This is a genomic window from Micromonospora sp. WMMD956 (assembly GCF_029626125.1).
Classification (GTDB): Bacteria; Actinomycetota; Actinomycetes; order Mycobacteriales; family Micromonosporaceae; genus Micromonospora; species Micromonospora carbonacea.
On the sequence record NZ_JARUBI010000005.1, the window covers coordinates 4,140,640 to 4,166,874 of the forward strand.

General features: G+C 71.0%; 22 protein-coding genes. 12 read left to right on the forward strand and 10 right to left on the reverse strand.

Going from position 1 to position 26,235, the window contains the following annotated elements:
• Positions 1 to 39: 39 nt before the first annotated feature.
• Positions 40 to 2,739, forward strand: a complete 2,700-nt coding sequence (locus tag O7628_RS18845) for an RICIN domain-containing protein (RefSeq protein ID WP_278132355.1) — start codon at positions 40 to 42, stop codon at positions 2,737 to 2,739.
• Between the two features lie 108 nt (positions 2,740 to 2,847).
• On the opposite strand, the gene metK is transcribed toward O7628_RS18845, so the two are convergent.
• The 5 genes from metK to O7628_RS18870 form a co-directional block, all read right to left on the reverse strand.
• Positions 2,848 to 4,032, reverse strand: a complete 1,185-nt coding sequence (gene metK / locus O7628_RS18850) for a methionine adenosyltransferase (RefSeq protein WP_278132357.1) — start codon at positions 4,030 to 4,032, stop codon at positions 2,848 to 2,850.
• Positions 4,033 to 4,109: 77 nt separating this feature from the next.
• Positions 4,110 to 4,442, reverse strand: coding sequence for an antibiotic biosynthesis monooxygenase family protein (locus O7628_RS18855; protein WP_074478358.1), 333 nt, complete (start codon positions 4,440 to 4,442; stop codon positions 4,110 to 4,112).
• Positions 4,439 to 5,692 carry a 3-deoxy-7-phosphoheptulonate synthase gene (locus O7628_RS18860; RefSeq protein ID WP_278132358.1) on the reverse strand — a complete coding sequence of 418 codons (1,254 nt, stop codon included), beginning with the start codon at positions 5,690 to 5,692 and terminating at the stop codon, positions 4,439 to 4,441. Before O7628_RS18860 ends, O7628_RS18855 begins: the two co-directional genes overlap by 4 nt.
• A complete protein-coding gene (locus O7628_RS18865; RefSeq protein WP_278132360.1) occupies positions 5,692 to 6,372 on the reverse strand; it encodes an O-methyltransferase in 681 nt (226 codons plus the stop codon). The genes O7628_RS18860 and O7628_RS18865 overlap by 1 nt, the downstream gene beginning before the upstream one ends.
• A gap of 62 nt (positions 6,373 to 6,434) precedes the next feature.
• Entirely contained in the window at positions 6,435 to 7,226 is a 792-nt protein-coding gene (locus O7628_RS18870) for a hypothetical protein (RefSeq protein ID WP_278132362.1), read from the reverse strand.
• A gap of 482 nt (positions 7,227 to 7,708) precedes the next feature.
• Here O7628_RS18870 and O7628_RS18875 point away from each other — a divergent pair, with 482 nt between their 5' ends.
• Positions 7,709 to 9,310 (forward strand): class I adenylate-forming enzyme family protein, encoded by a 1,602-nt coding sequence (locus O7628_RS18875; protein WP_278132364.1) that lies wholly within the window; start codon positions 7,709 to 7,711, stop codon positions 9,308 to 9,310.
• A gap of 13 nt (positions 9,311 to 9,323) precedes the next feature.
• Here O7628_RS18875 and O7628_RS18880 read toward each other — a convergent pair whose 3' ends face one another.
• The gene (locus O7628_RS18880) at positions 9,324 to 10,196 is read right to left on the reverse strand and encodes a LysR family transcriptional regulator (RefSeq protein ID WP_278132366.1); all 873 of its coding nucleotides are present in this window, start codon (positions 10,194 to 10,196) and stop codon (positions 9,324 to 9,326) included.
• 161 nt (positions 10,197 to 10,357) lie between these two features.
• On the opposite strand from O7628_RS18880, the gene O7628_RS18885 reads away from it, so the two are divergent.
• Genes O7628_RS18885 through O7628_RS18900 form a run of 4 tightly spaced genes read left to right on the forward strand, consistent with a single transcriptional unit; the run spans position 10,358 to position 13,896 of the window.
• Complete coding sequence (locus O7628_RS18885) at positions 10,358 to 11,764, forward strand: MFS transporter (RefSeq protein WP_178063535.1); 1,407 nt, start codon at positions 10,358 to 10,360, stop codon at positions 11,762 to 11,764.
• Positions 11,765 to 11,807: 43 nt separating this feature from the next.
• Complete coding sequence (locus O7628_RS18890; protein WP_278132369.1) at positions 11,808 to 12,410, forward strand: VOC family protein; 603 nt, start codon at positions 11,808 to 11,810, stop codon at positions 12,408 to 12,410.
• A complete protein-coding gene (locus O7628_RS18895) occupies positions 12,407 to 12,661 on the forward strand; it encodes a hypothetical protein (RefSeq protein ID WP_278132371.1) in 255 nt (84 codons plus the stop codon). The genes O7628_RS18890 and O7628_RS18895 overlap by 4 nt, the downstream gene beginning before the upstream one ends.
• A complete protein-coding gene (locus tag O7628_RS18900) occupies positions 12,658 to 13,896 on the forward strand; it encodes an FAD-dependent oxidoreductase (protein ID WP_278132373.1) in 1,239 nt (412 codons plus the stop codon). The genes O7628_RS18895 and O7628_RS18900 overlap by 4 nt, the downstream gene beginning before the upstream one ends.
• Before the next feature lie 106 nt (positions 13,897 to 14,002).
• Here the strand turns inward: O7628_RS18900 and O7628_RS18905 are convergent, their stop codons facing one another.
• Together O7628_RS18905 and O7628_RS18910 are read right to left on the reverse strand one after the other, a co-directional pair.
• On the reverse strand, positions 14,003 to 14,869 hold the full coding sequence (locus tag O7628_RS18905) for a LysR family transcriptional regulator (protein WP_278132375.1): 867 nt from the start codon (positions 14,867 to 14,869) through the stop codon (positions 14,003 to 14,005).
• Between the two features lie 962 nt (positions 14,870 to 15,831).
• A complete protein-coding gene (locus O7628_RS18910; RefSeq protein ID WP_278132377.1) occupies positions 15,832 to 17,517 on the reverse strand; it encodes a cellulose binding domain-containing protein in 1,686 nt (561 codons plus the stop codon).
• A 191-nt stretch (positions 17,518 to 17,708) separates the two neighbouring features.
• On the opposite strand from O7628_RS18910, the gene O7628_RS18915 reads away from it, so the two are divergent.
• Both O7628_RS18915 and O7628_RS18920 read left to right on the forward strand, forming a co-directional pair.
• Entirely contained in the window at positions 17,709 to 19,310 is a 1,602-nt protein-coding gene (locus O7628_RS18915; protein WP_278132379.1) for a glycoside hydrolase family 44 protein, read from the forward strand.
• Positions 19,311 to 19,496: 186 nt separating this feature from the next.
• Positions 19,497 to 20,594: a hypothetical protein gene (locus O7628_RS18920; RefSeq protein WP_278132381.1), complete on the forward strand. Its 1,098-nt coding sequence runs from the start codon at positions 19,497 to 19,499 to the stop codon at positions 20,592 to 20,594.
• 13 nt (positions 20,595 to 20,607) lie between these two features.
• Here the strand turns inward: O7628_RS18920 and O7628_RS18925 are convergent, their stop codons facing one another.
• Both O7628_RS18925 and O7628_RS18930 read right to left on the reverse strand, forming a co-directional pair.
• Complete coding sequence (locus O7628_RS18925; protein ID WP_278132383.1) at positions 20,608 to 21,753, reverse strand: HAMP domain-containing sensor histidine kinase; 1,146 nt, start codon at positions 21,751 to 21,753, stop codon at positions 20,608 to 20,610.
• A gap of 38 nt (positions 21,754 to 21,791) precedes the next feature.
• Positions 21,792 to 22,451, reverse strand: a complete 660-nt coding sequence (locus O7628_RS18930; protein WP_074478381.1) for a response regulator transcription factor — start codon at positions 22,449 to 22,451, stop codon at positions 21,792 to 21,794.
• Positions 22,452 to 22,627: 176 nt separating this feature from the next.
• On the opposite strand from O7628_RS18930, the gene O7628_RS18935 reads away from it, so the two are divergent.
• Genes O7628_RS18935 through O7628_RS18950 form a run of 4 tightly spaced genes read left to right on the forward strand, consistent with a single transcriptional unit; the run spans position 22,628 to position 26,149 of the window.
• Positions 22,628 to 23,170 carry a hypothetical protein gene (locus O7628_RS18935; RefSeq protein WP_278132385.1) on the forward strand — a complete coding sequence of 181 codons (543 nt, stop codon included), beginning with the start codon at positions 22,628 to 22,630 and terminating at the stop codon, positions 23,168 to 23,170.
• A complete protein-coding gene (locus tag O7628_RS18940) occupies positions 23,167 to 24,252 on the forward strand; it encodes a peptidoglycan-binding protein (protein WP_278132387.1) in 1,086 nt (361 codons plus the stop codon). Before O7628_RS18935 ends, O7628_RS18940 begins: the two co-directional genes overlap by 4 nt.
• Positions 24,249 to 24,941 (forward strand): ABC transporter ATP-binding protein, encoded by a 693-nt coding sequence (locus O7628_RS18945; RefSeq protein ID WP_278132389.1) that lies wholly within the window; start codon positions 24,249 to 24,251, stop codon positions 24,939 to 24,941. Before O7628_RS18940 ends, O7628_RS18945 begins: the two co-directional genes overlap by 4 nt.
• Complete coding sequence (locus O7628_RS18950) at positions 24,938 to 26,149, forward strand: ABC transporter permease (RefSeq protein WP_278132391.1); 1,212 nt, start codon at positions 24,938 to 24,940, stop codon at positions 26,147 to 26,149. Before O7628_RS18945 ends, O7628_RS18950 begins: the two co-directional genes overlap by 4 nt.
• Positions 26,150 to 26,235 lie beyond the last annotated feature (86 nt).

Below are 26,235 nucleotides of genomic sequence, written 5' to 3' on the forward strand. Positions count from 1 at the left end.
CGAACATGTCCTGTCGGCGGTAAGCGAAAGGAATGGTACGTGAAACCAGCCGTCTCCACCGTTCGAAGGTCACTGCTGGCGGTTGCGCTGGCCGTCGCCTCCACGCTACCGGCAGTGGTCGGGAATCAACTGCCGGCCTCGGCCGCCGTCCAACAGACCTACTATGTCGCCCCGGACGGAAACGACGCCAACCCCGGCACGCTCCAGTCGCCATTCAGGACACTGCAACGTGCGCGGGACGTCGTCCGCACAGTGAATGCGAACATGACCGGCGACATCGAGGTCTACCTGCGTGGTGGAAGCTACCCGGTGGGCAGCACGATCGAGTTCGGGGCCGGCGACTCCGGCACCAACGGACACCGGGTCAGCTACGCCGCCTATCCCAACGAGACGCCGGTGCTCGAAGGCGGCGTGCAGGTGACCGGGTGGACCCAGCACAGCGGCAACATCTGGAAGGCGCCGCTCGACCGCGCCAACAAACTGCGCGCGCTGTACGTCAACGACAAGCGGGCGTACATGGCGTCGAAGACCATCGGCTCGGCGGGCTGCTACGGGACGTACACGATCACGGCCGGGCAGGCCGCGTGGGCCTGGGAGTCGGGCTCGCAGTGCGACGGCGCCAAGTACAACCTGAACGACTTCCCCGCCGTCGCCCGCAACGCCGACGACATCGAGATCGAGACGGCGACGACCTGGACCACGGCGATCGTGGGGGTCCGCCAGGTGACCACGAGCTCCGACGGCGCGAACCGGGTGGCGCTGTTCCAGCAGCCGGGTGCCGCCATCGCCCAGGGCGCGTTCAACGGCAACGCCCAGACGGGCGGCAGCCACAAGGTGATGAACGCCTACGAGTTCCTGGACGCCCCGGGCGAGTTCTACTTCGACAAGGGCAGCCGGACGCTCTACTACTACAAGAGCAGCGCCGAGAACATGACGACCGCGTCGGTCTTCGCGCCGAACAACGTGACCACCCTGCTGCGGGTCGCCGGCACCTCGACGAGCAGCCACGCGCGGAACATCACGTTCTCCGGCCTCACCGTCCAGCACTCCGACTGGAACCTGTTCAACGTCGCCGGGTCGTCGTTCAAGCAGGCGCAGCAGGGCAACCTCGGGGCGCAGGCGTACGCGAAGCGGAACTTCCACGACTACTACTACCGCAACGTCGACGTCACCCCCGGCATGATCCAGGTGGAGAACGCCGACGGGATCCTCCTGCAACGCAACCGCATCCAGCACACCGGCGCCGACGGCATCAACATGGTGAACGACGTGCAGAGCAGCCAACTGGTCGGCAACTTCACCAACGACGTCGCCGGCTCCGCCATCACCGTCGGCCACCCCCAGCACGTCTACATCGGCGACGGGACGTCGAGCAACCGTGAGAAGTGGTCCCCGCAGGTCGAGGGGCTGCCGAAGAACATCGACATCAGGAACAACTACCTCTACGACAGCGCGGTGCTGTTCAACGGGCACAGCCCCATCTCGGCGTACTTCGTCGACACCCTGAGCGTGCAGCGCAACCGGATCGAGAAGTCCCCGTGGTCGGGCATCACGCTCGGTTGGGGCTGGTGGAACTTCGACGGGTCGTCAGGCTCGATCGCGCCCAACCGGCCGACCACGACGGCCCGCAACAACACCATCAGCTACAACCACATCATCGACACGGTGCAGCGCCTCAGCGACACGGCGCCCATCTACACCCTCGGCAGCCAGCCGGGCACCACGATCACCAACAACTACCTCCAGGGCGTGCCGGCCGGGCACAAGTACGGCCTGCACCCGGACGAGGGATCGGCCTACATCACCTTCCGCGACAACGTGCTCAGCGTGGACAAGAACATCACCTGGATGATCAACTCCGACGACTTCGGGCGGAAGCACGACCTGAGCATCACGCAGATCTACGGCCCGATCAACAAGGTCTCGAACAAGAACCTGCCCAACAGCACGGTCGGCGACATCATCGTCTCCTCCGACTACGTCTGGCCCGCGCAGGCGTACGGCATCGCCGCCAACTCCGGCCTGGAGGACACGTTCCGGGACATCGTCCCGGCGGCCAACCTGTCCCTGCCGAACTACGTCCTGCCCGCCAGCACCTACGTCACCAGCGGGACGGCGTCGATCCCGATCCGGAGCACGGGCGACGCGACCAGGGCGGTCTGGCTGGCGCCCGCCGGCACGACCACCTTCACCGCCGGACCGACGATGACCAGGGCCGGGGGCACCGCCACGTCCATCGCCGTGCCGACGACGCAGGGCGAGTACCGCCTCTACGTCCTCGACGCGCAGGGCAACCGGTCGGCCGAGTCGAGCTCGATCGTCCGGCAGCAGAGCGGCGGCAGCGGCCCGCAGGGCGGCCGGCTCGTGGGCGGCCAGTCCGGCCGCTGCGTGGAGGTGCCGAACTCCTCCACCACCAACGGCACGCAGGTGCAGCTGTGGGACTGCTCCGGCGGCACGAACCAGCAGTGGACCTACACCGCCAACAAGCAACTGACCGGGTACGGCAACAAGTGCCTGGACGCGAACGGCGCGGGCACGAGCAACGGCACCACGGTCATCATCTGGGACTGCCACGGCGGCACCAACCAGCAGTGGAACGTCAACGCCAACGGCACCGTCACCAACGTCCAGTCCGGGCTCTGCCTCGATGCCAACGGCGCCGCCACCGCCAACGGCACGAAGATCATCCTCTGGTCGTGCAACGGCGGCACCAACCAGCAGTGGAGCCTCCGCAACTGACCGGCGCACCGGGGCCGGGCCGAGTCGGCCCGGCCCCGGGTGCCCTCGTCACCTGGAGTGTGCCGGACTTCCTGCGCCGGCTCGGTTCCGTTCAGCGCACCGGAGCGTTCACCGCCCCGCCAGCCCGGCGAGGGCGGCCGCGCGGTCGGTGCGCTCCCAGGTCAGGTCGGGAAGCTCCCGGCCGAAGTGACCGTAGGCGGCGGTCTGCGCGTAGATCGGGCGCAGCAGGTCCAGGTCCCGGATGATCGCAGCGGGCCGCAGGTCGAAGACCTCGGTGACGGCCTTCTCGATCGCGGCCGGTGGCACCGTCTCGGTGCCGAACGTCTCGACGAACAGGCCCACCGGCTCGGCCCGGCCGATCGCGTACGCGACCTGCACCTCGCAGCGGCGGGCCAGCCCGGCCGCGACGACGTTCTTGGCCACCCAGCGCATCGCGTACGCGGCGGAGCGGTCGACCTTCGACGGGTCCTTGCCGGAGAAGGCGCCGCCACCGTGCCGGGCCATCCCGCCGTACGTGTCGACGATGATCTTGCGTCCCGTGAGGCCGGCGTCGCCCATCGGGCCGCCGACCTCGAACCGGCCGGTCGGGTTGACCAGGAGCCGGTAGCCGTCGGTCTCCAGGTCGAGGCCGTGCTTGCTGGCCACGTCGAGCACCGGTTCGACGACGTGAGCCCGGATGTCCGGCGTCAGCAGGTTCTCCAGGTCGACGTGCGGTGCGTGCTGTGACGACACCACCACCGTGTCCAGCCGGGCGGTGCGCGGGCCGAGATACTCCAGCGTGACCTGCGTCTTGCCGTCCGGGCGCAGGTAGGCCACCGTGCCGTCGCGGCGGACCGCGGTCAGGCGTTCGGCGAGCCGGTGCGCCAGTTGGATCGGCAGCGGCATCAGCTCGGGCGTCTCGTCGCAGGCGTAGCCGAACATCAGGCCCTGGTCGCCGGCGCCCTGGTTCCGCAGCGGGTCGCCATCGGCGTCGACGCCGAGCGCGATGTCCGGCGACTGCGCGCCGAGCGAGATCGAGACACCGCAGGAGGCGCCGTCGAAGCCCTTCGCCGAGGCGTCGTAGCCGATGTCGAGGATGGCCTCGCGGACCAGCCGGGCGATGTCGGCGTACGCGGTGGTGGTCACCTCGCCGGCGATGTGCACCTGGCCGGTGGTGATCAGGCACTCCACGGCGACGCGGGCCCGCGGGTCCTGGGCCAGCAGGGCGTCCAGGACGGTGTCGCTGATCCGGTCCGCGATCTTGTCGGGGTGACCCTCGGTCACGGACTCCGAGGTGAAGAGGCGTCGGTACACGGAACTCCCTTGGTCGCTGCAGCAGAGGAGCGGGGCGGACCGGCCCGCGCCGGTCCGCCCCGGGGGGCACGAGGCGGTCAGCTCTCCGGGTGGTGCACGGAGAAGACGGTGTACGCGTGCGGGTCCGGCTTCGCCAGCTTGGCCGCCTTGTCCCGGCCGACCTGGACGTCGGGGTCGGACATGGTCGCCTTGATGTCACGCTTGCTCTGCCACTGGGCGAGGTACGTGACGCGGGTGCCGTCGAGGCTGGCCAGGATGTTGACGGAGATGCAGCCGGGCCGGTGCCGGATGAACTTGTCGGCGCTCTCGGTCAGCACCTCGGCCAGTTCCCGCTGCTTGTCCGGTTCGACCTGGAAGACGTTGACCATCGTGAAGGTGCCGTCGTCGGCACGGATGACCGTTTCGCTCATGACAGAACTTCCTTTCTCCGGTTCGGCACGGACGGGGTCGCCCATGCCCTGACCACCTCGACGGCCTGAGCCGTGTTGAGGCGGGGATCGCAGTAGGTCTCGGTCACGGCCCCGGGCTCGAACTCCGCCGGGTCCTCCCAGACGCACTCCGCGACGTCGAACGGGGTCGTCTCCAGGTGCAGGCCGGCCGCCGTCCCGCCGGCCGTGGTCACGGCCGCCTGGAAGGCACGCACCTCGGCGACGACGGTGCGCACCGACCGGACCTTGACGCCGGACGGCGTCTTCTCGGTGTTGCCGTGCATCGGGTCGCACAGCCACACGACCGGGTGCCCGGCGCGCCGTACGGCGGACACCAGCGGGGGCAGCGCGGCGGCCGCCGCCCCGGCGCCCATGCGGGCGATCAGCGTGAGCCGACCCGGCTCGCGCCCCGGATCCAGGCGGGCACACAGGGCGAGCAGGTCCTCCGGGCGGGTCGTCGGCCCGACCTTGCAGGCGACCGGGTTGGCGGTGCGTGCCAGCATCATCGCGTGCGGCCCGTCCGGGCGTCTGGTCCGTTCGCCAATCCACGGCAGGTGCGTGGAGGCCAGGATGGTGCCGGACGACGTACGCCGCAGCAGCGGCAGCTCGTAGTCGAAGACCAGCGCCTCGTGGCTGGTCCAGACCGGCGCGCCGGAGGCGGGCGTCCAGGCGCTGATCCGCCGTCGTAGGTCCGTGACGGCCGAGAAGGCCGCGTGGTAGCAGTCCAGCATGCGCTCGGGCGTCGCCCGCCGGGCCGTCGCCGTCGGCTCGGGCCCGTTGACCAGGTGTCCACGGTAGACGGGCAGCTCGACGCCGTCGACGACCTCGGTGCTGGCGCTGCGCGGCTTGGCGAACTGCCCGGCGATCCGCCCGATCCGCAGCACCGGCTTGCCGGTGGCGGCCGCCATCACGCCGGCCAGCGCGTCGAGCAGGCCGGCCTTACGCAGCACCGTCGACGGGGTGCACTCCGCCGGATCCTCGGCGCAGTCACCGGCCTGGACGACGAGGTAGTCGCCGGTCGCCGCCTCGGCGAGCAGGCTGCGGAGCTGACGCACCTCGTCCCAGGTCACGAGGGCGGGCAGCCGGGCCAGTTCGGCGCGGACCGCTGCGGCCCGGACCGGATCGGCCCAGTCGGGCTGTTGTTCCGCCACGCCGAAGTCCCACGGGACGTCGTCGTCGAGGTCGGGGAACGGCGCCGCGGCGGTGGCTGACGGCCACGGGTAGCGGGCCATCAGGCCCCTACCTCGCCAGACGGCAGCCGGCGGGCCAGGGTGAGTCCGTCCGCGATCGGCAGGATGACGAGCTCGACCCGGGGGTCGCGGCGGGCGTGCTCGTTGAAGACGCGGATGGCGGCTGCCTTCTCGCCGGGGTAGTCGTCGATCACCTCGCCGCTGAAGAGGGTGTTGTCCACCATGAGCAGCGCGCCGGGCCGCAGCCGCGGCACCAGTTCCTCCCAGTAGCCGACGTATCCGGGCTTGTCGGCGTCGATGAAGGCCAGGTCGAGGTGCGGCTCGGCGGGCAGGGCGCGCAGGGTGTCGAGCGCCGGCCCGAGCCGCAACTCGATGCGGTCCGCCACCCCACCGCGACTCCAGAACTCGCGGGCCAGCCGGGTCCACTCGTCGGACACGTCGCAGGTGACCAGCGAGCCACCCGGGGGCAGGCCCCGGGCCAGGCAGAGCGACGAGAAGCCGGTGAAGGTGCCCACCTCGACGACACGGGTGGCGCCCAACAGCCGGACGAGGAAGGTGAGCAGGGCGCCTTCCTCGGGTGCGACGCTCATGTGCGCCTGCCCCGGGGCGGCCTCGCGGGTGCGTTCCACCAGCTCGGCCAGCAGCGCATCGGGAACCATCCGGCCCTGGGTGAGCAGGTAGTCGTAGAGCTCGGAGGTCAGAGGCAGATTGCGTTGGGTCAAGGGGTCGTTGCGCAGCACGGGTCCTCCGCTGTTCGTGGATCGTCCAGGTGTGGGTGAAGGGCTCAGTCGGAGGCGCTCGGGCCGGTGGCCTGCCACCTGCGGTAGGCGCGGTCGACCGCGTCGACGTCTCGGGCGCGCCCGGCGAGGAAGTCCCGGAAGTCACCGGCGCAGTGCAGCTCGAAGCGCCGCCGCTGCGTCTGGTACGCCTGGTCGCGCACGAAGTACAGGACGGTGGACCCCTCGGGCCCGCCCTCGTGCGGGTTGTACCCGCCGCCCTCCCAGAGCAGGCCGGCGTCGGTCCGCCAGGAGGCGACCAACCTGGCCAGCAGCGTCGTGCTCGGTCGGCGTACGACGAAGGCGGTGTGCCGTTCGAAACCGTGGGCGACCTCGTTGTCCTCGATCCGGCTGTGGTAGCCGGCCCGGTCGCGGGGGAAGAGGAACACCTCCACTGCGGCGTGCCGCCGGCCGTCCGGCAACTCCAGGCGCAAGCGGGTGATGGCGACGTCACAGCCGACGGGGTCCAGCAGGTAGCGGGTGACCAGCCGGTGCCGGACCACCACGCTCGGCACGGCCGGCAACGGCGCCAGGCCCAGCCGGTCGAGGTGGCGCAGGCCCGCCTCCAGGGTGTCGGGAAACAGCAGCACGCCGCAGTGGTCGAACAGGCAGGCCTGCTCGGTCAGCCGGGCCGCTTCACCGTCCTGCGGGGCTGGGGCCAGTAGGGTCGCCGGGGTGGCCGTCGACGCGAACCGCGCGGCGTTGATCGTGTCAGCGAGCTGCCGGCGGCCCGAAGGGGAGAACACGCCTTCCTCGGAAATGTCCTCGACGGCATTTCCGGAGGAATGAAGAGCGGGCATCGAGACCTCCTGTAAGGGGTTCACCGGAAGTCTGCTGCGCATACTTCGAATTTCGCAAGCCCACTTTCCCGCGTTGATCATCGAATGTCTAGGATCAGCCTATCGACCTCAATGAACGCCGCCCTTCGGTGTATCCGATGCGTTCCATCGGATGCGCCGAACCAAAAGAAAACCTTCTACGTGTGCCCAACGAAGGGTGTCCCTGCGGCTTATTCCATTGACGTATCTTGTCGGTATTGGTCCCGGCGCACTCGCGTCTCGGCAGGATCATCCCTCGTCGGTGCTTCGTTTGCGCACCTCAGCGGCACCGGGCTGGCGGAGCGTCGACCCACTGGCCCACAAGGAACACTCTTCGGCCACCTGGCGTGCGCCGATGAAGATTCTTTATAGCGGGGCCATGGACTATTTCCCGAACGGCGGACAACACTCCTTGCCGGGTCCGGCGCGATGCCGTGACGTCGTTCGTTCCCAGGAGGTTCTTCGTGGAATGTCCCGCCGTGCCACCGACGGCCCCTTCGACGTTCACCGAAGTGCTGCGCCGGGCCGCCGCCGGGCGAGAGGCCGCCGCGGTGTGGGACGGTGACCGCTGGCGCACCTGGCAGGACTGCCTGGCGCAGTCCGAGCGCACCGCGGGCGCCCTGCACCGTTCCGGGCTGCGCGCCGGCGACGTGCTCGCCACCCAGCTGCCGAACTGCTGGGAACTGCTGGTGCTGCATGCGGCCACCGCCCGCCTCGGCGTACTGCTGCTGCCCCTGCACACTGCTTACCGCGCGCACGAGGTGCAGTCGCTGGTCACCCAGGCCGGCGCGGTCGCACTGGTCGCCCGGGGCTCGCACCGGGGACGCTCACGGATGGCTGAGATCGACGCCGTACGCGCCGCCTGCCCGTCCTTGACCCACGTCTGGCTCTCCGGCGACGAGGAGCCCCCGCCCACCGCCGGCCTGATCGGTTCCGCCGACTTGATGGCGACGGAGGATCCGGGCGTCGAACTGCCCCCGGCCCCGCGCGATCCGCAGGCGCCGCTGCTGCTGCTCGCGTCGTCCGGCACGACCTCGCGCCGCCCCAAGCTGTGCGTGCACCGCCATGCCGGGCTGCTCGGCAACGCCGGGGCCGTCGCGGCGGATGGTGGCCTCGACGCGACCGACACCATCGTCTCCGCGAGCCCGCTCAGCCACGCCTTCGGCCTGCTGTCGGTGCACCTGGCCCTGGTCACCGGCGGTGCCGTCGGACTGTTCGAGGGGTGGAACGCGCAGGACTTCCTCGATCTGCTGTGCGGTGCCTCCGCGACGGCCGCCTTCGCCGTACCGGCGCAGCTGCGGGACCTGGTGTCCCTGCTGGAACGCGCGCCGACGCCCGACCGGGCGCTGCCGTCACTGCGCGAGGTGCGCACCGGCGGAGCCCCGGTGCCCCGCGAACTGGTCGACGGGATCCGACGGACGCTGGATGCCCGGGTCATCGTCCAGTGGGGCATGACGGAGGTCGGTGCGGGCACCTACACCCGCCCCGACGACCCGGCGGAGCTCACCAGCACCGTGGGTCGGCCCGCCGCAGGCGCCGAGGTACGGATCGTGGACGCGAACGGAGCGCTCGCCGGGCCCGGTGTGACGGGTGAACTGCAGTACCGCAGCCCTTTCATGTTCAGCGGCTACTTCCGGGCGCCGGACACCACCCGGGACGCGTTCACCCCTGACGGCTGGCTGCGCACCGGTGACCTCGCCGCGCTCCACCCGGACGGAACGGTCGGCTACCGTGGCCGCGCCGACGAACTCATCAACCGCGGTGGGCTCAAGTTCAGCGCGCTCGAGGTCGAGGAACTGCTCAACGATCTGCCCCAGCTCGCCCAGCACGCGGTCGTGGCGGAGCCCGACCCCCGGCTGGGTCAGCGCTCCTGTCTGGTGGTGGCGCTGCGCGAAGGTGCCGGGCTGACCCTGGACGAGGTGACCGGCCACCTGTCCGGCAAAGGGCTGGCGACCTACAAGCTTCCGGAACGGCTGGTCGTCATCGACGAGTTGCCCACCACGGTCACCGGCAAGATCGCCCGCGCCCGCCTGCGGGCCGTGCCCCTGCCCGAGGCCGTCCGATGACCGGCACGCACGGTCAGCCGCTGAGGTGCGTACGCAGCATCGCCTGGAAGCTGACCAGGCCGGGGTTCGCGGAGTTGCGGTCCAGCCACGTCATCGTCAACGTCGTCCGCAGATCGGTGTCCTCGCTCTGCACGACAGCCACCTCGCCCCGGGCGACCTGGTGGCGCACCGACAGCATCGGCAGCAGCGCACACCCCATGCCGGCCGCCACGCACGCACCGAGCGTGCCGATGCTCGACACCTCGGCGACGGGCTCCTTCGTGCCCGCGCCGAACACTCCCTCGAACATCTCTCGAAAGCCGCAACCCTGCTCCGTGGCCAGAAACGCCTCCCGGGCCAGCTCGGCCAACCCGGCCCGGCCGCGCTCCGCGAGTGGATGCGCCGGCGGCACGATGATCACCAGTGGCTCCTCCGCCAAGGTCTCCGAGCGCAGCGACGTGTCCGGCGGGGGCGACCCGAAAGTCAGGCACAGGTCCAGATCGCCGCGGCGCACCGCCTTGTACAACTGGCCGCGGTTGTCGTGCCCAAGCCTCACCCGCATCTGCGGATTCTGGTCGCGGTAGGCGGCGAGTACCGGCGGCAGGAGGTGCACACTCACCGTTTCCAGGGCACCGACCGCCAGTTCCGTGCCGGGACGCGAGACCGCGAAACGCGCTTCTTCCAGCAACTTCAGGATGCGGTCGGTGTACTCCGAGAGCACCGCGCCCTGCGGAGTCAGCCGCAGGCGGCGCTGGGAACGGTCGAGCAGTTCGACGCCCAGCTCCCGCTCCAGGGACTGGATCTGGTCACTGATGCTGGATTGCGCGTAATGCAGTTCCTTCGCTGCCTGCGTGACGCTCAGCGTCCGTGCAACGGTCTCGAAGGCCCGAAGATTTCTCAGCTCCATGCGTCGCCCCCCGTCGGCACCCATCGGCTCAGCCGATGATACTCACCGGTCCTTCCGAGGACCACCACCCACAAATCGGTCAGCGGCTCCGGTTGAATGGAAAGTCCCGGCCACCTGGCAGGGAGCGGTGAAGGAATGCAATCCCAATCGAGGAGAAACACATGGCAACGCAGGCGGGGCCGCCACCCGTAGTGGCATCGGACCGGTCGGGCAAGCCGTCACGCACACTTCTGATCGGGCTGTCTCTCGGCTACTTCATGGTGCTCTTGGACCTGACCATCGTCTCGGTGGCACTGCCCGCCATCTCCCGGAGCTTCGGTGTCGGGCTCAGCGCGCTTGAGTGGGTGACCAACGGCTACACGGTGACGTTCGCCGCCCTGCTGCTGACCGCGGGTTGGCTGTCGGACCGGTTGGGCGGCAAACGGGTCTTCGTCTGGGGACTGGTCGCGTTCGGCGTCCTGTCCGGCATCTCGGCGGCCGCCACGAGCCTCGGCTTCCTGGTGGCGCTGCGCCTTGCGCTTGGCGTCGCCGGCGCGCTGCTGCTTCCGTCGTCGCTGGCGATCATCACCAACTCGTACACGGTTCCCGCCGAGCGGGCCCGCGCGGTCGGCTCGTGGGCGGCGATCACCGGCGCGGCGCTCGTCGCGGGCCCGGTGGTGGGCGGTCTGCTCACGGAGTCGGTCGGTTGGCGCGCCATCTTCCTGGTCAACGTTCCCCTCACGCTGATCAGCCTGGTCGTCACGGTCCGATTCGCGTCGGAGACCGCGCTCAAGCCGCGCAGCGGCCTTGACCTCACCGGTCAGATCAGCGCCGTCGTCGCCCTGGCCGCGTTGGTGTTCGCCCTGATCGAGGGCCCCGCCAAGGGCTGGTCGGACAGCGCGGTGCTGATCGCCCTCGGACTCGTGCCGGTCGCCGCCATCATCTTCGTTCGAGCCGAGATGCGGGCCGGCGACGCGGCCATGCTGCCGCCGCGGATGTTCCGCCGCCGCGGCTTCTCCGCCGCGCTGGTGGCCGGGCTGCTCGCCAACTTCGGCCTCTCCGGCCTGCTGTTCGTGCTGTCGCTGTTCTTCCAGGACAGCCGCGGCTACTCGGCGTCCCTCGCGGGACTGGCCTTCCTCCCGCTGACCATCCCGACCGCCATCAACCCCATCTTCACCGGGCGCCTGGTCGGCCGGGTGGGCCCACGCCGCCCGGCCACCATCGGCTTCGTCCTCATGGGTGCCGGCGCGCTGATCCAGGCACCGTTCACCGGCAACTCCGGGCTGGCGCTCGTGGCCACCCTGGTCGGTCTGCTCGCGTTCGGCTTCGGCATCTCGTTCACCCTCCCGGCCCTGGTCGCCGGCATCGCCAGCACCGTTCCCACCGAGTTCGCCGGCATCGGCGCCGGCACGCTCAACTCCGCACGCCAGGTCGGCTCCTCCCTCGGGGTGGCCGTGCTCGGCGTGGTCCTCAGCCTGTCGGCGTCCAACGCCTCCGGCACCCGCTCTGCGCTCATCGTCGGCGGCGTGACGCTGCTGATCGGCGCCCTCATCGCGGTCACCGGACTGCGCGGGCGTACCCCCGCGTAAGGGCGCAGGACAGGCGTTTCCGCTGTCACCCCTAGGAGGAGAAGTGGCATCACCACCCCTGGGCACGCCGGTCGGCCAGCCCCGGCTGAGCCTGGACGGAGTCGACCATCTCGCCTACGTCACCTGGAAGCCGCGGGCGACGCTCGAGTTCTACACCAAGGTGCTCGGCATGCCCCTGGTGCACGCCATCACCGCCAACGGCTGGGTCACCGAGGACTACCCGGACTTCGTGCACTTCTTCTTCGACATGGGGCGCGGCAACCGGATCGCGTTCTTCTACTACTTCGGCCTGCCCGAAGAGGGGCCGCCGGGTGACCTCATGCACCGCTCGCGGCATCTCGCCTTCCACGTCGACACCGCCGAGGAACTGCTCGACTGGCGGGCGAGGCTCAAGGCGCACGGCGTACGGGTCACCACGCCGCTGGCGCACGAACTCATCGAGTCGATCTACTTCGACGACCCGAACGGCATCCAGCTCGAGATCACCCGGCCGATCCGTGAGATGGCGGAGATCGACGCCCGGGACGCCGACCTGACGTTGCGTGCGTTGGTCGACGTGGCCGACTCGCCTCGCCCGTCGGCCCAGGCGTTGTGGCAGCGCAAAGCGGAGCTCATCCGCAAGAACGAGGAGGTGTCGGGCTCGTGACACTCGCCCTGTACGTATTGGACGTCGCTGAGTTCGAGCCACTGGTGCGCACCGCGCAGGGTGCCGGGATGCAGTTGCGCCGCACCGGCGACTACTGGGAACTCAGCTCGCCGGAGCCGCAACTGATACTGCGGCGTGAGGGCACCGAGATCCGCACCGCGCTGTGGCACGCCGCGCTGACCGGGGGCCTCGACGGGCGCATCGTCTCCTTCACCAGCGAGACGATCCACCTCGAAGAGGACCCGAGTTGACCAGCAACGGCCCGGCGGCGACGATCCATCACTCGGTGCTGGTCGTCGGCGCCGGACCGGCCGGGCTCAGCGCCGCACTGGCCCTGCGTGCCGCCGGTCTGGATGCCACGGTGCTCGAACGGCGCGGCCCCGGCGCGGTACGACCGGGCAGCCGGGCCGCGTACCTGCACGGTTCCTCACTGGTCGCGCTGGAGAAGCTCGCACCCGGACTCGGTCACGAGATCGCTGGCGAGGGCGTGATGTGGTCCACCAAGCGTTCGTTCTGGGCCGGCAAGGAGATCTACAGCAAGACCTACCCGCCGCTGCTCCGCGAGGGCCTGCCACCCTTCACCAGCCTCCCGCAGGTGCGCACCGAGGACCTGATGGCCGCAGCGTGCCGCGAACGGGGTGTCCAGCTGCACTGGGACGCCGAGGTGACCTCCGCCGAGATCTCCGCCGACGGAGTCCGGCTCACCGACGCCAGCGGCAGGACCTGGACGGCCGACTACGTGATCGCGGCTGACGGATCCCGCTCACCGCTGCGGTCCGCCGCCGGAATTCCCCTTGAGGGGCCGCGCTCGCAGAACACCTTCGTGATCGTGGACCTCGACGACGACCCGGCACACCCCGTGCCGATCGAGCGAGTGTTCCACTACCACCACCCCGGCGTCGACGGCCGCAACGTGCTGATCGTGCCGTTCGCCGGCGGCTGGCGGGTCGACCTGAACCTGCTCGTCGACGACGTGCCGGACACGTTCACCTCCCCCGAGGGTCTGCGCCGGTGGATTCCCAAGGTGCTGCCAGCCGCATACGGCAACCGGGTGCGGTGGGTGTCCACCTATCGGTTTGCGCAACAGGTCGCTGCCCACTTCACCGACGAGCATCGCCGGGTGCTGCTGACCGGCGAGGCATCCCACCTGTTCGCCCCCTTCGGCGCGCGGGGGATGAACTCCAGCATTCCCGACGCCATCCGCGCGGTGGACGCCGTCCGGGAAGCCCTGTCGGCGAGGGACGCCGCGGCGGCAGGGGCGGCAGTCGACCGCTTCGCCAGGGAACGCAAGGAGGCGGCGGAGTACAACCGGGCCTGCGCCAGCGCGGCCCTGGAGCACATGCTCGCGGACAGTCGGGCGGTCCGGCTCAGGCGGCGGACCGCGGCGGCGCTCGCCGCCGTGGGGCGGAAGGCCGGGGAGTGGTTGGACTCCGCGCCGTACGGGCCGAAGCTGGCCGCGCGCGGTGCGGCCAGGACCTCCTACTGACCGCTCGGGTGCCGGGTGCGCGGCCGATCCCCCCTCGGCCGCGCACCCCCGGAGCTCGCTGCGGCTGCGGGTCGACTGCCTGCTCCGCAGCGCCCGGCGGCCAGGGTCACGGAGCGACGAGGGGCATGTCCTTCAGCGTCACCCGAGCCGCCATCCGGGCCGCGGTGACCACGAGCTCGCTTGCCGAGGGCGACAAGGCCAGATATACCGGCAGGGGTTCCGGCGTGGGGCCGAGGACGTCGGCGGGCGCGGGGAGCAGGCCGGGGTGACTGGTCCGCGAGTTGGATGGCAGAGCCGTGTACGCGAGGCCGGCCTCCACGGCGGCCCGCACCGCCACCGGATCGGCCGACCACGGCACCGAGTGCCAGCTCACGCCGTTTGCGGCCAGTGCCTCCAAGATCCGCATGCTCAACGCGGAGTGCCCTCCCACCATCGCCACCGGGTACGTGGTGTCGGCGGCGGCCGGGGCGTGGCCGAACCAGGCGAGGCTGAGCCGGCCCAGCATCTCGCAGCGTGGCGTCGAGACCCCCAACAGGACAGCTGCCTCCAGTTCCTCTCTGGCGAGCTTGTCGGCGAGAGATGCACTGAGGCCGGTCACTATCTCAAGTCGTAGTTCGGGCCGCTCCGCCGCGAACTCGGCGAGCATGCGTTGCAATCCGGCCACGCAGTGCACCGAGTAGCCCAGTCGGAAGGCCTCCTGGCCGCGCAGCGCCGACAAGGTGCCGAGGACTTCGCTATTGAGCAGCAGGACGCGGCGAGCATGGGCGACCAACTCGCGTCCGGCGCTCGTAAGCCTGAGCGGCCTGTTCGTGCGTTCGAGAAGGGGAGACTGGACCACGGACTCCAGCCGCTGGATCTGCTGGCTGACCGTCGGCTGCGTGACGTGCAGGGCCTGCGCAGCCCGGGAGAAGCCGCCATTGTCGACGACGGCGACGAGGGCCCGTAAGAGCTTTACTTCGATGTCGCGTTGCATTGCTTCTCACACCATCTCTCGTTTCATCCCGATCCCTTTCGGGACACGGTCCTGCCGACGTGGGCTGGTTCCGGCATTGTCTCGGCAAATCACCCAGATCCGTGCGGTGTTTCGCCGTGCCATGTCCGGTCCGCGCGGCGCCCGGCGGGACGCAATCACGGGGAAGGCGCAGCTCGGGCGGCCGAGTTGAGAACAGGTGGCCTCTGTCGGCGCTGTTCTCCCGGCCTGGGGTGGGGTCGTAGAGAGCGCAGCGTTGACCGCCGGCTTGGCGGCTTGGGCGCGACGTGCAGGCGTGGATCGCGTTTCCCCGTGATCGGCCAAATGGCGTAGTCAGGCTGATCACGCTGGCGGCTGATGTGGGGGGCGGTCGACAACAGTCGACGACATGATCGACAGCTGGTGCCCGCAGGCCTGCGGCGTCAGGGGTCGCCGACAGTCGATGCTGTTGACGCCGAAAGGCCTATTGACGGCCGAACATGAAATTTCCCCTTCGGGCGGGCCCCCCCGAGCGCATCCATGGCTCCAGTTTGCACTATGCCTGGCGAGGTGCGAAAGATTTACCTGCAATGAAAAATTCACCATGATGAACTTCGCTCAATCGCCTTCCTGTGATCCTGCGGTGAAATGCCCCGAACATCCGCCATGGCCTGCCGTGGTCAGCCATCCCTGGGTCACAAGCGCATGACGGTTCTCACGCCTCGCCGACAGTGGCTACGCGACGACGTTCACGGTGTGCGTGATCAAGCGCCCGGCGAAGACCTCGGGCAAATAACGCGAAAGACGCCGTCGCTCAACCGGAGAATTGGGCACGACCCTGTTTGGCGGCGTGCCGGCAGAAGGGCTCCGACCTGGGGTCGCCTTCTCGGTCGGAGCCCTTCTCGTCGCCGCGCCGGTGGCCTGGGCGACTCTTTGCCCGACCCGGTTCGTCCGTGTGTCGTCAGGGGTGGTTCGGCAGCCCTTCCCTAGCGGCAGGGTGTGCCGTTGAGGGAGAAGCCCGTGGGGACCGCGTTGCTGCCGCTCCACGAGCCCTGGAAGCCGAACGTGACGCTGGCGCCGGCCGCGATCGTGCCGTTCCAGTTGGCGTTGCGGATCGTGACGGCGGAGCCGGACTGGGTGTAGGTGGCGCTCCAGAGCGTCGTGATCCGCTGGTCACCCGGGAACGTGAAGGCCAGGGTCCAGCCGTTGACGGCGGTCGTGGCGGTGTTCTCGACCGTGACGTCGACGACGAACCCGCCGGGCCATTCCGACTGCTTCTGGTAGGTCACCGCGCAGGTGGTGCCGGGTGGCGCGGTGGTCGGGTCGGTCGGCGGGGTGACCCGCACCTCGTTGGTCGCGATCGACACGTTGCCCGCCGCGTCCCGGGCCCGCACGTAGTAGCGGTTGGGCACGGAGGGCGCGATCGACAGCTGGTAGCTGGTGCCGGTCACGGTGGCCACCAGCGTCGAGACGAAGACCCCGTCCCAGCGGTAGACGTTGTAGCCGGTCACCCCGACGTTGTCCGTCGAGGGCGTCCAGTTCAGCTTGGCGGACGTGGCGGTCGCGTCGGTGACGGTCAGCGTCCCGGGGGCGCTCGGCGGCACGGTGTCGGGGCCGGCGTCGGTCGCCGGGGTGACGATGGTGAGCGGGGCCGACCACTGCGAGCGGTGCCCGCCCGAGTCGCTGGCCTGCACCATGAAGCGATACTCCGTGGCCGGCTTGAGGGTGATCGTGGCCGTGGTGACGTTGCCGACCCGGACGGTGTCTCCCAGGTCGTAGAACGCCTGGAAGTAGGTGACCGTGTATCCGGTGACGTCGCAGCAGCCGGGCTCGGCCGCCGCCCAGGTCAGGGTGACCGACGTCGAGGTGATCCGGCTGACCGCCAGGTTCGCGGGCGGGGTCGGCGGGAGGTCTGCCGGGGGCGTCGAGCTGGTCGCGTCGACCGTGTTGGACGCGGCCGACAGGTTGCCTGCGGCGTCCGTGGCGCGCACGTAGAACTGGATGTGCGGGCCGGGCCCCGTCGTGGCCGAGGGCGGCAGCTGGTACGTCGTCGACGTGGTGGTGCCGAGCAGCGTGGAGGTGTACCAGCCGTCGTACCGGTAGACGCGGTAGCCGGTCACGCCGACGTTGTCCGGCGCGGCCGACCAGTACAGGGTGCCGTTCCGGTTGGTCAGGTTCGTCGGCGAGCCGGGTGGCACGGTGTCCGGGCCGCTGTCGGTGGCCGGGGCCACCACGATGATCTGGTTCGACCAGGGGGAGGTGTGTCCCGTCGAGTCCCTGGCCGCCACCCTGATGTTGTACTGGTGGGTCGGCGAGATGTTGATCGTGGCAGTGGTGACGTTTCCGACCGTGATGGTCGGTATGACGTCGCTGAACGGCTCGGGGTACATGATGTTGTAGTTGGTGATGGCGCAGCAGCCGGGGACGGATGCGGTCCAGGTCAGGGTGACCGACGTCGAGGTCACCCGGGTGGCGGTGAGCAGCGTGGGCGGGGCCGGCGGCGCCGGTGTGCTGGCCGGGGCCGGCGGCGGGACGCTGCTGGCCGGCGTCGACATGGTGCCGGCGTCGGCCGCGGGTGTGGTGGCCAGGCCCACACCGGGCACCGCGACCAGCAGGGCGGCGGCGGCCACGAAGGCCGGCCACAGGCGGCGGAACAGAGAGCCCCCGGACACGGGCGGCTCCTCTCTGGTAGGTGGTTGGCGCGGACGCGCGCCGATTATTTCAATCGGCGGGAATCGATGGCCATCATATAGATGGACGATAATCTGTATGTGAATTCGGTCCGTCCCGGGCCGATCGGCGACGGGAGCCCCTGATGGGTGTGCAACGGCGGCGCAGGCCGCGTCCGGCCACGGCGATCGGCGTGGCAGGTTCTCTCGTGGCGGGGCTGCTGACCGCCCAGGCCGTCGCCGGCCCGGCGGCGGCTGCCGACGGGCTCACCCTGGCCGTGGACGTGTCCGCCGCCCGGCACCCCATCAGCCCCGACATCTACGGCATGAACGGGGGCGACCCCGAGCTCGTCGCCGAACTCGGCACGCCGGTCGCGCGCTGGGGCGGCAACGCGAGCAGCCGCTACAACTTCAGGAACCACACGTACAACACGGGCAGCGACTGGTACTTCGAGAACATCGTGGCCGGGCCCGACAACACGGTCGAGGCGTTCGTCCAGCGGAACCGTGACCACGGGACCAAGCAGGTGGTCACCGTGCCGCTGATCGGGTGGGTGGCGAAGGACTCGCCCTCGTCGCACCCGTTCGCCTGCGGCTTCCCGGCCACGCGGTTCCCCGAGCAGGACTCGTTCGACCAGTGGGACCCCAACTGCGGCAACGGCCGGCACGCCGACGCGAACCTGACCGGGGCGGTCCCGACGGACACCTCGATCCCGGCCGACGCGTCGTTCGCGGGCGAGATGGTGTCGCATCTCGTGACCCAGTTCGGCCCGGCGTCACGTGGCGGCGTGTCCATCTACGAGCTCGACAACGAGCCGGTGCTGTGGAGCTCCACCCACCGCGACGTGCATCCCGAGGCGGTGGGCTACGACGAGCTGGGCGGCAAGGGCACGGCGACCGCTGCGGCCATCAAGGCCGCCGACCCGCGCGCGGCGGTGCTCGGCCCGTCCGGCTGGGGCTACTGCGAGTGGGTGGCCTCCGGCGTGGATGGCTGCGCGCCGGGCGCGGACGCGGCGGCGCACGGCGGGCTCAACCTGTCCCAGTGGTATCTGAAGAACATGAAGGACTTCGGCGACGCCCACGGCGGGAAGCGCTTCCTCGACTACTTCGACCAGCACTACTACCCCCAGATCAGCGGCGGCAGGGACCCGGAGGCCAACGCGCTGCGGCTGCGTTCCACCCGGTCGCTGTGGGATCCGACGTACGTCGACGAGTCGTGGATCGGCCCCGGCGGGGTGAACGCGCCACCGTTGCAGTTCATCCGCCAGATGAAGTCGTGGGTCGCGCAGTACTACCCCGGCACGAAGGTCGCCATCACCGAATACAACTGGGGCGCGCTGGACGACATCAACGGCGCGCTCGCGCAGGCCGACGTGCTCGGCATCTTCGGGCGCGAGGGGCTGGACCTGGCGACCATCTGGGGCGAACCGAAACCGACCGACCCCGGGGCGTACGCGTTCCGGATGTACCGCAACTACGACGGCGCCGGGAGCCGGTTCGGCGACGTGAGCGTGTCGGCGGTCAGCAGCGACCAGGGACAGCTCGCGGTCTACGCCGCGCAACGCTCGTGCGACAGGGCGCTCACCGTCATGGTGGTCAACAAGACCGGCGGCGATCTGACGTCGCGGCTGACGCTCGCCGGCTTCCGCGGCAGGGACAGGGCCCAGCGGTTCACCTACGGCCCGGCCGACCTCACCTCGATCGTCCGGGGCGAGGATGTCCGGGTGACCCGTGGCGGCGTCAGCGCGACGTACCCGGCGAACTCCGTGACGCTCCTGGTCCTGCCGCAGCGCTGACACCGCGCGCTTCCCGCCGGCCGGCAAGGGGGACGGCGGCGGGGAGGGCGGCGTGGCCCGACGCGTCGCCAAGCCGCGGCACGACGGCCTTCGCGACGACACCTTCCCGCCACCTTCGTGTGTCAGCCTGGGCGCCGAACGGGCCGGGCCGTGACCGGCCGCCCTTGAGCCACCAGGGGAGGCGGCATGGCCAGACGCGTCTTCCTGCACGTCGGCGCCCCGAAGACGGGCAGCACCTTCGTGCAGGACGTGCTCTGGCGGAACAGGCGGGAGCTGAAGCGGGCCGGCATCCTGCTGCCGGGCAGCGCCCGCGCGCAGGACGCTGCCATGACCGACCTGCGCCAGGTGCCCTGGCGCGACGCGGACCTGCGCTGGACGTGGGACCGGCTGGCCGCGAAGGCACGCGGGTGGCCGGGCGACGTGATCATCAGCAACGAGGGGCTGGGCGGGGCGAGCAGCGTGCAGGCGGCCCGCGCCGTGGAGAGCCTGCTGCCGGCCGAGGTGCACATCGTGGTGGCCGGACGTGACCTGTGGCGCACCCTGCCGTCGACCTGGCAGCAGAGCATCCGGGCCCGCAGCGGCTGGCGCTTCGGCGCCTTCCTGGGCGCGGTGGAACGCGGCGAGTTCGACACGTTCTGGGAGAACTACACCGCGAACCGGATGCTGCGCCGCTGGGGCGACCTGGTGCCCGCCGAGCGACGCCACCTGGTGACGGTCCCGCCCCCCGGGGCGCCGCACGACACCCTGTGGCACCGCTTCGCGGGGATCATGGGCATCCCCGACGGCCTCTGCGAACTGGCGGTCCCCACCTCGAACCCCTCGTTGGGCGCGGCCGAGGCCGAGGTGCTGCGCCGGGTCAACCTCGCGCTGGGCGACCGCTATCCGCTGCGCAGGCCGTACCAGGAGGTCGTCCAGCGGCACCTGGTCGACTCGGTGCTGCGGCAGCGCGGGAACGGGCTGCGGTTCGGCGTCGGCCTCGACCGGGCCGCCTGGGTGGCCGACCAGGCGGAGCGGCAGATCACGGAGCTGCGGGACTACCCGTGCCAGGTCGCGGGCGACCTGGCGGAGCTCCGGCCGACCGGCATGACGCAGAGCCGCAGCCCCGACGAGCTCGACGACGGGCAGGTCCTGACCACGGCGATCGAGACGATCGTGGCCATGCTGGAGCAGGCCGAGGCGCTCAGCACGCGCGCGGACCGCCGGTACGAGGAGATCCTGGCGCGGGTCAGGACACGGGTCGACGGCGGCGTGCGCCGCAGGCTCCGGCGCGCCGGCCGGCGGTAGCGGACCGGCGGGCTCAGCTGCGTGCCGACCGGTCCGACGCGGTCGACGCGCCGACGTACCGGGTGGTCCGTGGCTGGGTCGGAGCGGATCCCGGCACGTCGAACACGACGACGAGTCCACCCGCCGGCCGCGGCTGGGCCCGCACGGATCCGCGGTGCGCCCGGGCGATCGAGGCGACGATCGACAGCCCCAGCCCCACCCCGTGATCCGCGCTGTCCCGGCCCCGGCGCAGCTGCCGGAACGGCTCGAACAGCGCGGCGGACTGGTCGACCGGCACGACCGGCCCGGTGTTGTCGACCCGGAGCACGGGGCCGGGGGAGCCGACCCGTACCCAGACCTGCCCGCCCGGGTGGTTGTACTTGATCGCGTTGTCCACCAGGTTGATCACCAGGCGCTCCAGCAGCACCCGGTCGCCGTTGACGACCTGCGGTGCCAGGTCGGCGTGGATGCGCAGGCCGTGCTGGCCGGCGCGGGCGCGTTGCGCCTCGACCACCCCGGCGGCCACCTCGTCGAGCCGCACGGGGGCGCGGTGGTCCAGCCCGCGGTCGCTGCGGGCCAGCACCAGCAACCCCTCGATGAGGGACTCGATCCGGATGTTCATCGCGAGCAGGCGAGAGCACAGGCCCCGTACGTCCGGGTCGGTGCTCCTGCGGGCCAACGCCACCTCGACCAGGGTGCGCTGCGCGGCCAGTGGGGTGCGGAGTTCGTGCGAGGCGTTGGCGACGAACCGCCGCTGGCTGTCGAACGAGGCGGACAGCCGGTCGAGCATCTCGTCGAAGGTGTCGGCGAGGTCGGTCAGCTCGTCGCGGTGCCCCCGCATCCGGATGCGCTCGTTGAGGTTCTCCGCGCTGAACTGGCGCGCCGCCTCGGCCATCACCCGCACCGGCCGCAGCATGCGGCTGGCGACGATCCAGCCCACCAGCAGGGCGAGCAGCAGGGTGATGGCGAGCGTCACGCCGGACTGCACCAGCAGCGTGTTGAGGACGTCGATCCGGTATTCGGCCGCTGTCTCCGGGTTCAGCGGCCGCACCAACGACGTCGGGTTCGGGCCCGCGGTGTCGATCCGTCCGGTGACGGCCGGAGGCAGCGCCGCCCGGAACAGGATGTAGTTGATCGTCAATAGGACGACGGCGCTGAGGAGGAAGATCCCCCCGCACATGAGGACCAGGTGCCCCTTGACCGACAGGCGGCGCAGGACTAGTCGCCCAATCGGTAGCCCACTCCGGACAACGTTTCGATCACCGCGGGGCTGCCCAGCTTCTTGCGCAAGGTCATCATTGTCACTCGAACCGCGTTCGTGAACGGATCGATGTGTTCGTCCCATGCCTTCTCCAACAGTTCCTCGGCGCTGACCGCGGTGCCTTCGGCCCGCATCAGGACTTCCAGTACGGCAAATTCCTTTCGGGACAGCGGGATGAACCGTCCGTCCCGGAGCACCTGGTGCCGGGGGACGTCGAGTTCGATGCCGGCGCGGCGCAGCACCGGGGGCAGCGCCGGCCTGGCCCGCCGGCCGAGGGCCTGGACCCGGGCGACGAGCTCGGCTAGGGCGAACGGCTTGGTCAGGTAGTCGTCGGCGCCGAGGTTGAGCCCGTACACCCGTTCGTCCAGGCCGGTCGAGGCGGTCAGCATGATCACCCTGGTCTCGCCGCCGGCCGAGACGATCGCCCGGCAGACGTCGTCGCCGTGCACCACCGGCAGGTCGCGATCGAGGACGACGACGTCGTAGCGGTTGATGCTGATCAGCTCCAGCGCGGCCGCGCCGTCTACGCACAGGTCCACCGCCATGGCCTGCTGGCGCAGCCCCTCGGCCGTCGCCTCGGCCAGCACCGCCTCGTCCTCCACGATCAGCACGCGCATTGAGATCCCTTCTCGGAAAACCCGGCTCCAGTGTGCACCGCTCGATTCTAAGTTCGAGATAAGAACTGCCGCTTACGCCGCCAATATCAGCTCGCTGGTACACCTGTTGGCAACAATGACATCTTCCTGAGCTGGAGATGATCCTGATCGGGAGAGGGCCCGGAAAGAGGAACGCCATGAGTCGTAAGTGGTTGACGCCCGTCCTGCTGGCCATGCTGCTGGCCACCGGCTGCGCCGCCGAGGCCGGCGGCAGGGAGGTCGCGTCGGTGTCCGGTGCCTCGCAGGCGCCGCAGGAGGCGGACCAGGACGAGTTCCGGCGGTGCATGAGGCAGCAGGGAGTCGATCTCGACGCGAACAGCGACAGCACCGAGTTGGGCGGCGACTCGGGGCACGAGTCGGGCAAGGTCGACTCGACCAAGCCCCCCGGCCAGCAGCAGCGGGAACTCGCCGCGCTGGAGCAGTGCCGTCAGCACCTGCCCAACGGCGGCAATCCGAAGCCGCTCAGCGAGGAGGAGTTGGAGCAGGCCCGGGCGCTGGCCAAGTGCATGCGCGCCGACGGGTTCGACTATCCGGACCCCGATCCGCACTCCGGTGGCGGGGACGGATCGCTGGCCATCCCGCCGGGGATCGACATCGACAATCCGACCGTGCTGGCCAAGCTGCACGAGTGCCGGCAGGAGGCGGGCTACCTGCCGGCCACACCGGGTGCCGGATCGTGAGCGCGGCGACCGCCGACCGCAGCGGCGGCCCGGTGCGGGTCCGGCGCGAGCGGCGACGGCGCTGGCTGCTGGGGGGCCTCGTGGCCGTGGCCGTGCTCACCACCGGCGGCGCCACGGCGTACAGCCGACTCCAGCACGTCTCCGCCGAGCCGACGCGGAAGGCCACGCCCCGGCGTACCGCGACGGTCGTCCGGACCGACCTGGTCGAGCGGATCGTGGTCGACGGCACCGTCGGGTACGGGCGGAGCAGCCCGGTGACCGGCCGCCGGGCCGGCACGATCACCTGGCTGCCCAGCCCCGGCGCGCGGGTCGGGCGGGGGGAACGGCTCTACTCGGTCGACGCCGACCCGGTCCCGTTGCTGGTCGGGGACACGCCGATGTACCGGGACCTCGGCGACGGGGTCTCCGCCGGGCCCGACGTCCTGGTCCTGGAGCGCAACCTCGACGCGCTCGGCTACGACGTCGGCACGGTCGACGGCAGGTTCCGGTCGGGCACCCGGCGGGCGCTCGGCGAGTGGCAGCGCAAACTCGGCCTGCCGGAGACCGGGAGACTCGCCCTCGGCGACGTCGTGGTGCTGCCCGGCGAGGTGCGGGTCGACAAGGTGACCGGGCAGCTCGGTGGCTCCGCCCAGGGCGAGGTGCTCGACGTCACCGGCGTCGGGCGGCTGGTCAGGGCAGGGCTGGAGGAGGCGCAGCGCCGGTTCGCGCGCCCCGCCGCGAAGGTCCGCCTCGACCTGGCCGACGGGCGGTCCACGACCGGCACGGTCAGGTCGGTCGCCGCCGACGGCGACGAGGAGGACCGCGCCGCGCTCACGGTGACGATCGACTTCACCGACCCGGCGCTGGCCACCAAGGTGGACACCGGCCCGGTCACCGTCCGGTTCGACGGCGTCAGTCGGGCGGATGCGCTCGCCCTGCCGGTCGAGGCCCTGCTGGCGCTGCGCGAGGGGGGCTACGGGATCGAGGCGGTCGAGGGCGAGCGGCGGTACCACGCGGTCGAGCTGGGCCTGTTCGCCGACGGCATGGTCGAGGTCTCCGGCGACGGGGTCGTCGAGGGCATGACGGTGGTGGTCGCGGGATGACCGCCGTGCTGGAGTTGGAGAACGCCTCCAGGACCTATCCGGGCGGGGTCCACGCGCTGCGGGCGGCGAACCTCCGCGTGCACGAGGGGGAGATGATCGCCGTCGTCGGGCCGTCCGGTTCCGGCAAGTCGACCATGTTGCACCTGATGGGCACCCTCGACCGGGCCACGGCCGGGACGGTGTCGGTCAACGGCCACCGGGTCGACCGGCTGACCGACCGCCGGCTCTCCGCGCTGCGGGCGTCGTGGATCGGGTTCGTCTTCCAGTCGTTCCACCTGACCGACGGGTTGAGCGCCCGGGACAACCTGGTCACCGCGCAGCTCTACCGGGGCGTCCCCGCCCGGCTGCGGCGCGCCCGCGCGGACGAGGCCCTCGCCCGGGTCGGGCTCGCGCACCGGGCCGACCATCTGCCGACCGAGCTGTCCGGCGGGGAACGGCAACGGGTCGCGATCGCCCGGGCCGTGGTGAACCGTCCCAGCATCGTGCTGGCCGACGAACCCACCGGCAACCTCGACTCCCGGGTGGGCGCGGAGGTGCTCGGCCTGCTCCGGGAGCTCAACGCCGAGGGCACCACGATCGTGGTGATCACGCACGATCTCGGCATCGCCGACCGGTTCCCCCGCCGGGTGGAGATGCTCGACGGGCAGATCCGCGCCGACGTGACCCGGCCGGGCACGGTGACCGGATGACCGTACGACTGCCACCGCCCGCCCGGCTGTCGGCGCCCGACCTGATCGGGCTCGCCACCGTCGGCATCCGGGCCCGCCCGGCGCGCACGGTGCTGGCGGCCCTCGGGATCACCATCGGCATCGCCGCCCTGATCGCGGTGCTCGGGATCCCGGCGTCCAACCAGGCGGCGGTACGGGCGGGCCTGGCCGCGCTCGGGCCGAACCTGCTCACCGTCACGCCCGGCCAGAACCTGGTCACCGGGGATCGGGCGCAGCTTCCCGCGGAGTCGGTGCCGATGATCCAGCGCATCGCACCGGTGCAGTCGGCCTCCGCCATCGGCTACACCTCGGCCAGGGTGCGGCGGACCAACCTGGTGCCGGAGGGCGAGACCAACGGCCTCGCGGTCGCCGCCGCCCGGCTCGACCTGCCGACCGTGCTGAGGTCGACGATGCGCGCCGGGGTGTTCCTCGACCGGGTCACCGAGCAGTATCCGGCCGTGGTGCTGGGCGCGCGGGCCAGCGAGCTGCTGGGCATCGAGCCGCACCCGGGGGAACCGGCCCCGCCGGTCTGGATCAACGACCGCTGGTACGTCACCGTCGGGGTGCTCGACCGGCTCCCCCTCGCGCCGGAGATCGACAACTCGGTCCTGGTCGGCTGGCCGGCGGCGCAGCGCTACCTCGGCTTCGACGGGCGTCCCCAGGCGATCTTCGTCCGGGTGGACGACGGGGCTGTCGACGACGTGCGGGCGGTCCTCGGGCGTACGGCGAACCCGCAGCGGCCCGAGGAGGTGCTCGTCTCCCGGCCGTCCGACGCGCTGGCCGCGCAGCGTCTCGTCGAGCAGGCGTACTCCTCGTTGTTCCTGGGGCTCGGCGCGGTCGCGCTGCTGGTCGGCGGGATCGGCGTGGCCAACACGATGATCATCTCGGTGCTCGAACGCCGCCGGGAGATCGGCCTGCGCCGGGCGCTCGGTGCCAGCCGCGGACACGTCGCCAGTCAGTTCCTGGCCGAGTCCGTGCTGCTCACCGGCATCGGCGGCGCGCTGGGAATCCTGCTCGGCGCGGCGGTCACCGCCGGCTACGCCGTCGTCGAGCGGTGGCCGGCCGTCCTGCCGCCGACGGCCCTGCTCGGTGGGCTCGCGGTGGCGGTCGGCACCGGCGTGCTGGCGGGTGTCTACCCGGCGGTGCGCGCCGCCCGGCTGGCGCCGACCGAGGCGTTGAGCACGAACTGACCGCCGCCGCCCGCTGGTCGGGCCGGCGGTGGTCGGGCCGGCTCGACGCGGACACGGGTGCGGCCCCCCGGAGAGCCGGGGGGCCG

Excerpts from the sequence above, each read along its gene's own strand:
- O7628_RS18855 (WP_074478358.1), bottom strand. The coding sequence starts at position 4,442 with ATGAGCGAAACGGTCATCCGTGCCGACGACGGCACCTTCACGATGGTC.
- O7628_RS18860 (WP_278132358.1), bottom strand. The coding sequence starts at position 5,692 with ATGGCCCGCTACCCGTGGCCGTCAGCCACCGCCGCGGCGCCGTTCCCC.
- O7628_RS18870 (WP_278132362.1), bottom strand. The coding sequence starts at position 7,226 with ATGCCCGCTCTTCATTCCTCCGGAAATGCCGTCGAGGACATTTCCGAG.
- O7628_RS18880 (WP_278132366.1), bottom strand. The coding sequence starts at position 10,196 with ATGGAGCTGAGAAATCTTCGGGCCTTCGAGACCGTTGCACGGACGCTG.
- O7628_RS18885 (WP_178063535.1), top strand. The coding sequence starts at position 10,358 with ATGGCAACGCAGGCGGGGCCGCCACCCGTAGTGGCATCGGACCGGTCG.
- O7628_RS18905 (WP_278132375.1), bottom strand. The coding sequence starts at position 14,869 with ATGCAACGCGACATCGAAGTAAAGCTCTTACGGGCCCTCGTCGCCGTC.
- O7628_RS18920 (WP_278132381.1), top strand. The coding sequence starts at position 19,497 with ATGGCCAGACGCGTCTTCCTGCACGTCGGCGCCCCGAAGACGGGCAGC.
- O7628_RS18925 (WP_278132383.1), bottom strand. The coding sequence starts at position 21,753 with ATGTGCGGGGGGATCTTCCTCCTCAGCGCCGTCGTCCTATTGACGATC.
- O7628_RS18930 (WP_074478381.1), bottom strand. The coding sequence starts at position 22,451 with ATGCGCGTGCTGATCGTGGAGGACGAGGCGGTGCTGGCCGAGGCGACG.
- O7628_RS18935 (WP_278132385.1), top strand. The coding sequence starts at position 22,628 with ATGAGTCGTAAGTGGTTGACGCCCGTCCTGCTGGCCATGCTGCTGGCC.
- O7628_RS18945 (WP_278132389.1), top strand. The coding sequence starts at position 24,249 with ATGACCGCCGTGCTGGAGTTGGAGAACGCCTCCAGGACCTATCCGGGC.
- O7628_RS18950 (WP_278132391.1), top strand. The coding sequence starts at position 24,938 with ATGACCGTACGACTGCCACCGCCCGCCCGGCTGTCGGCGCCCGACCTG.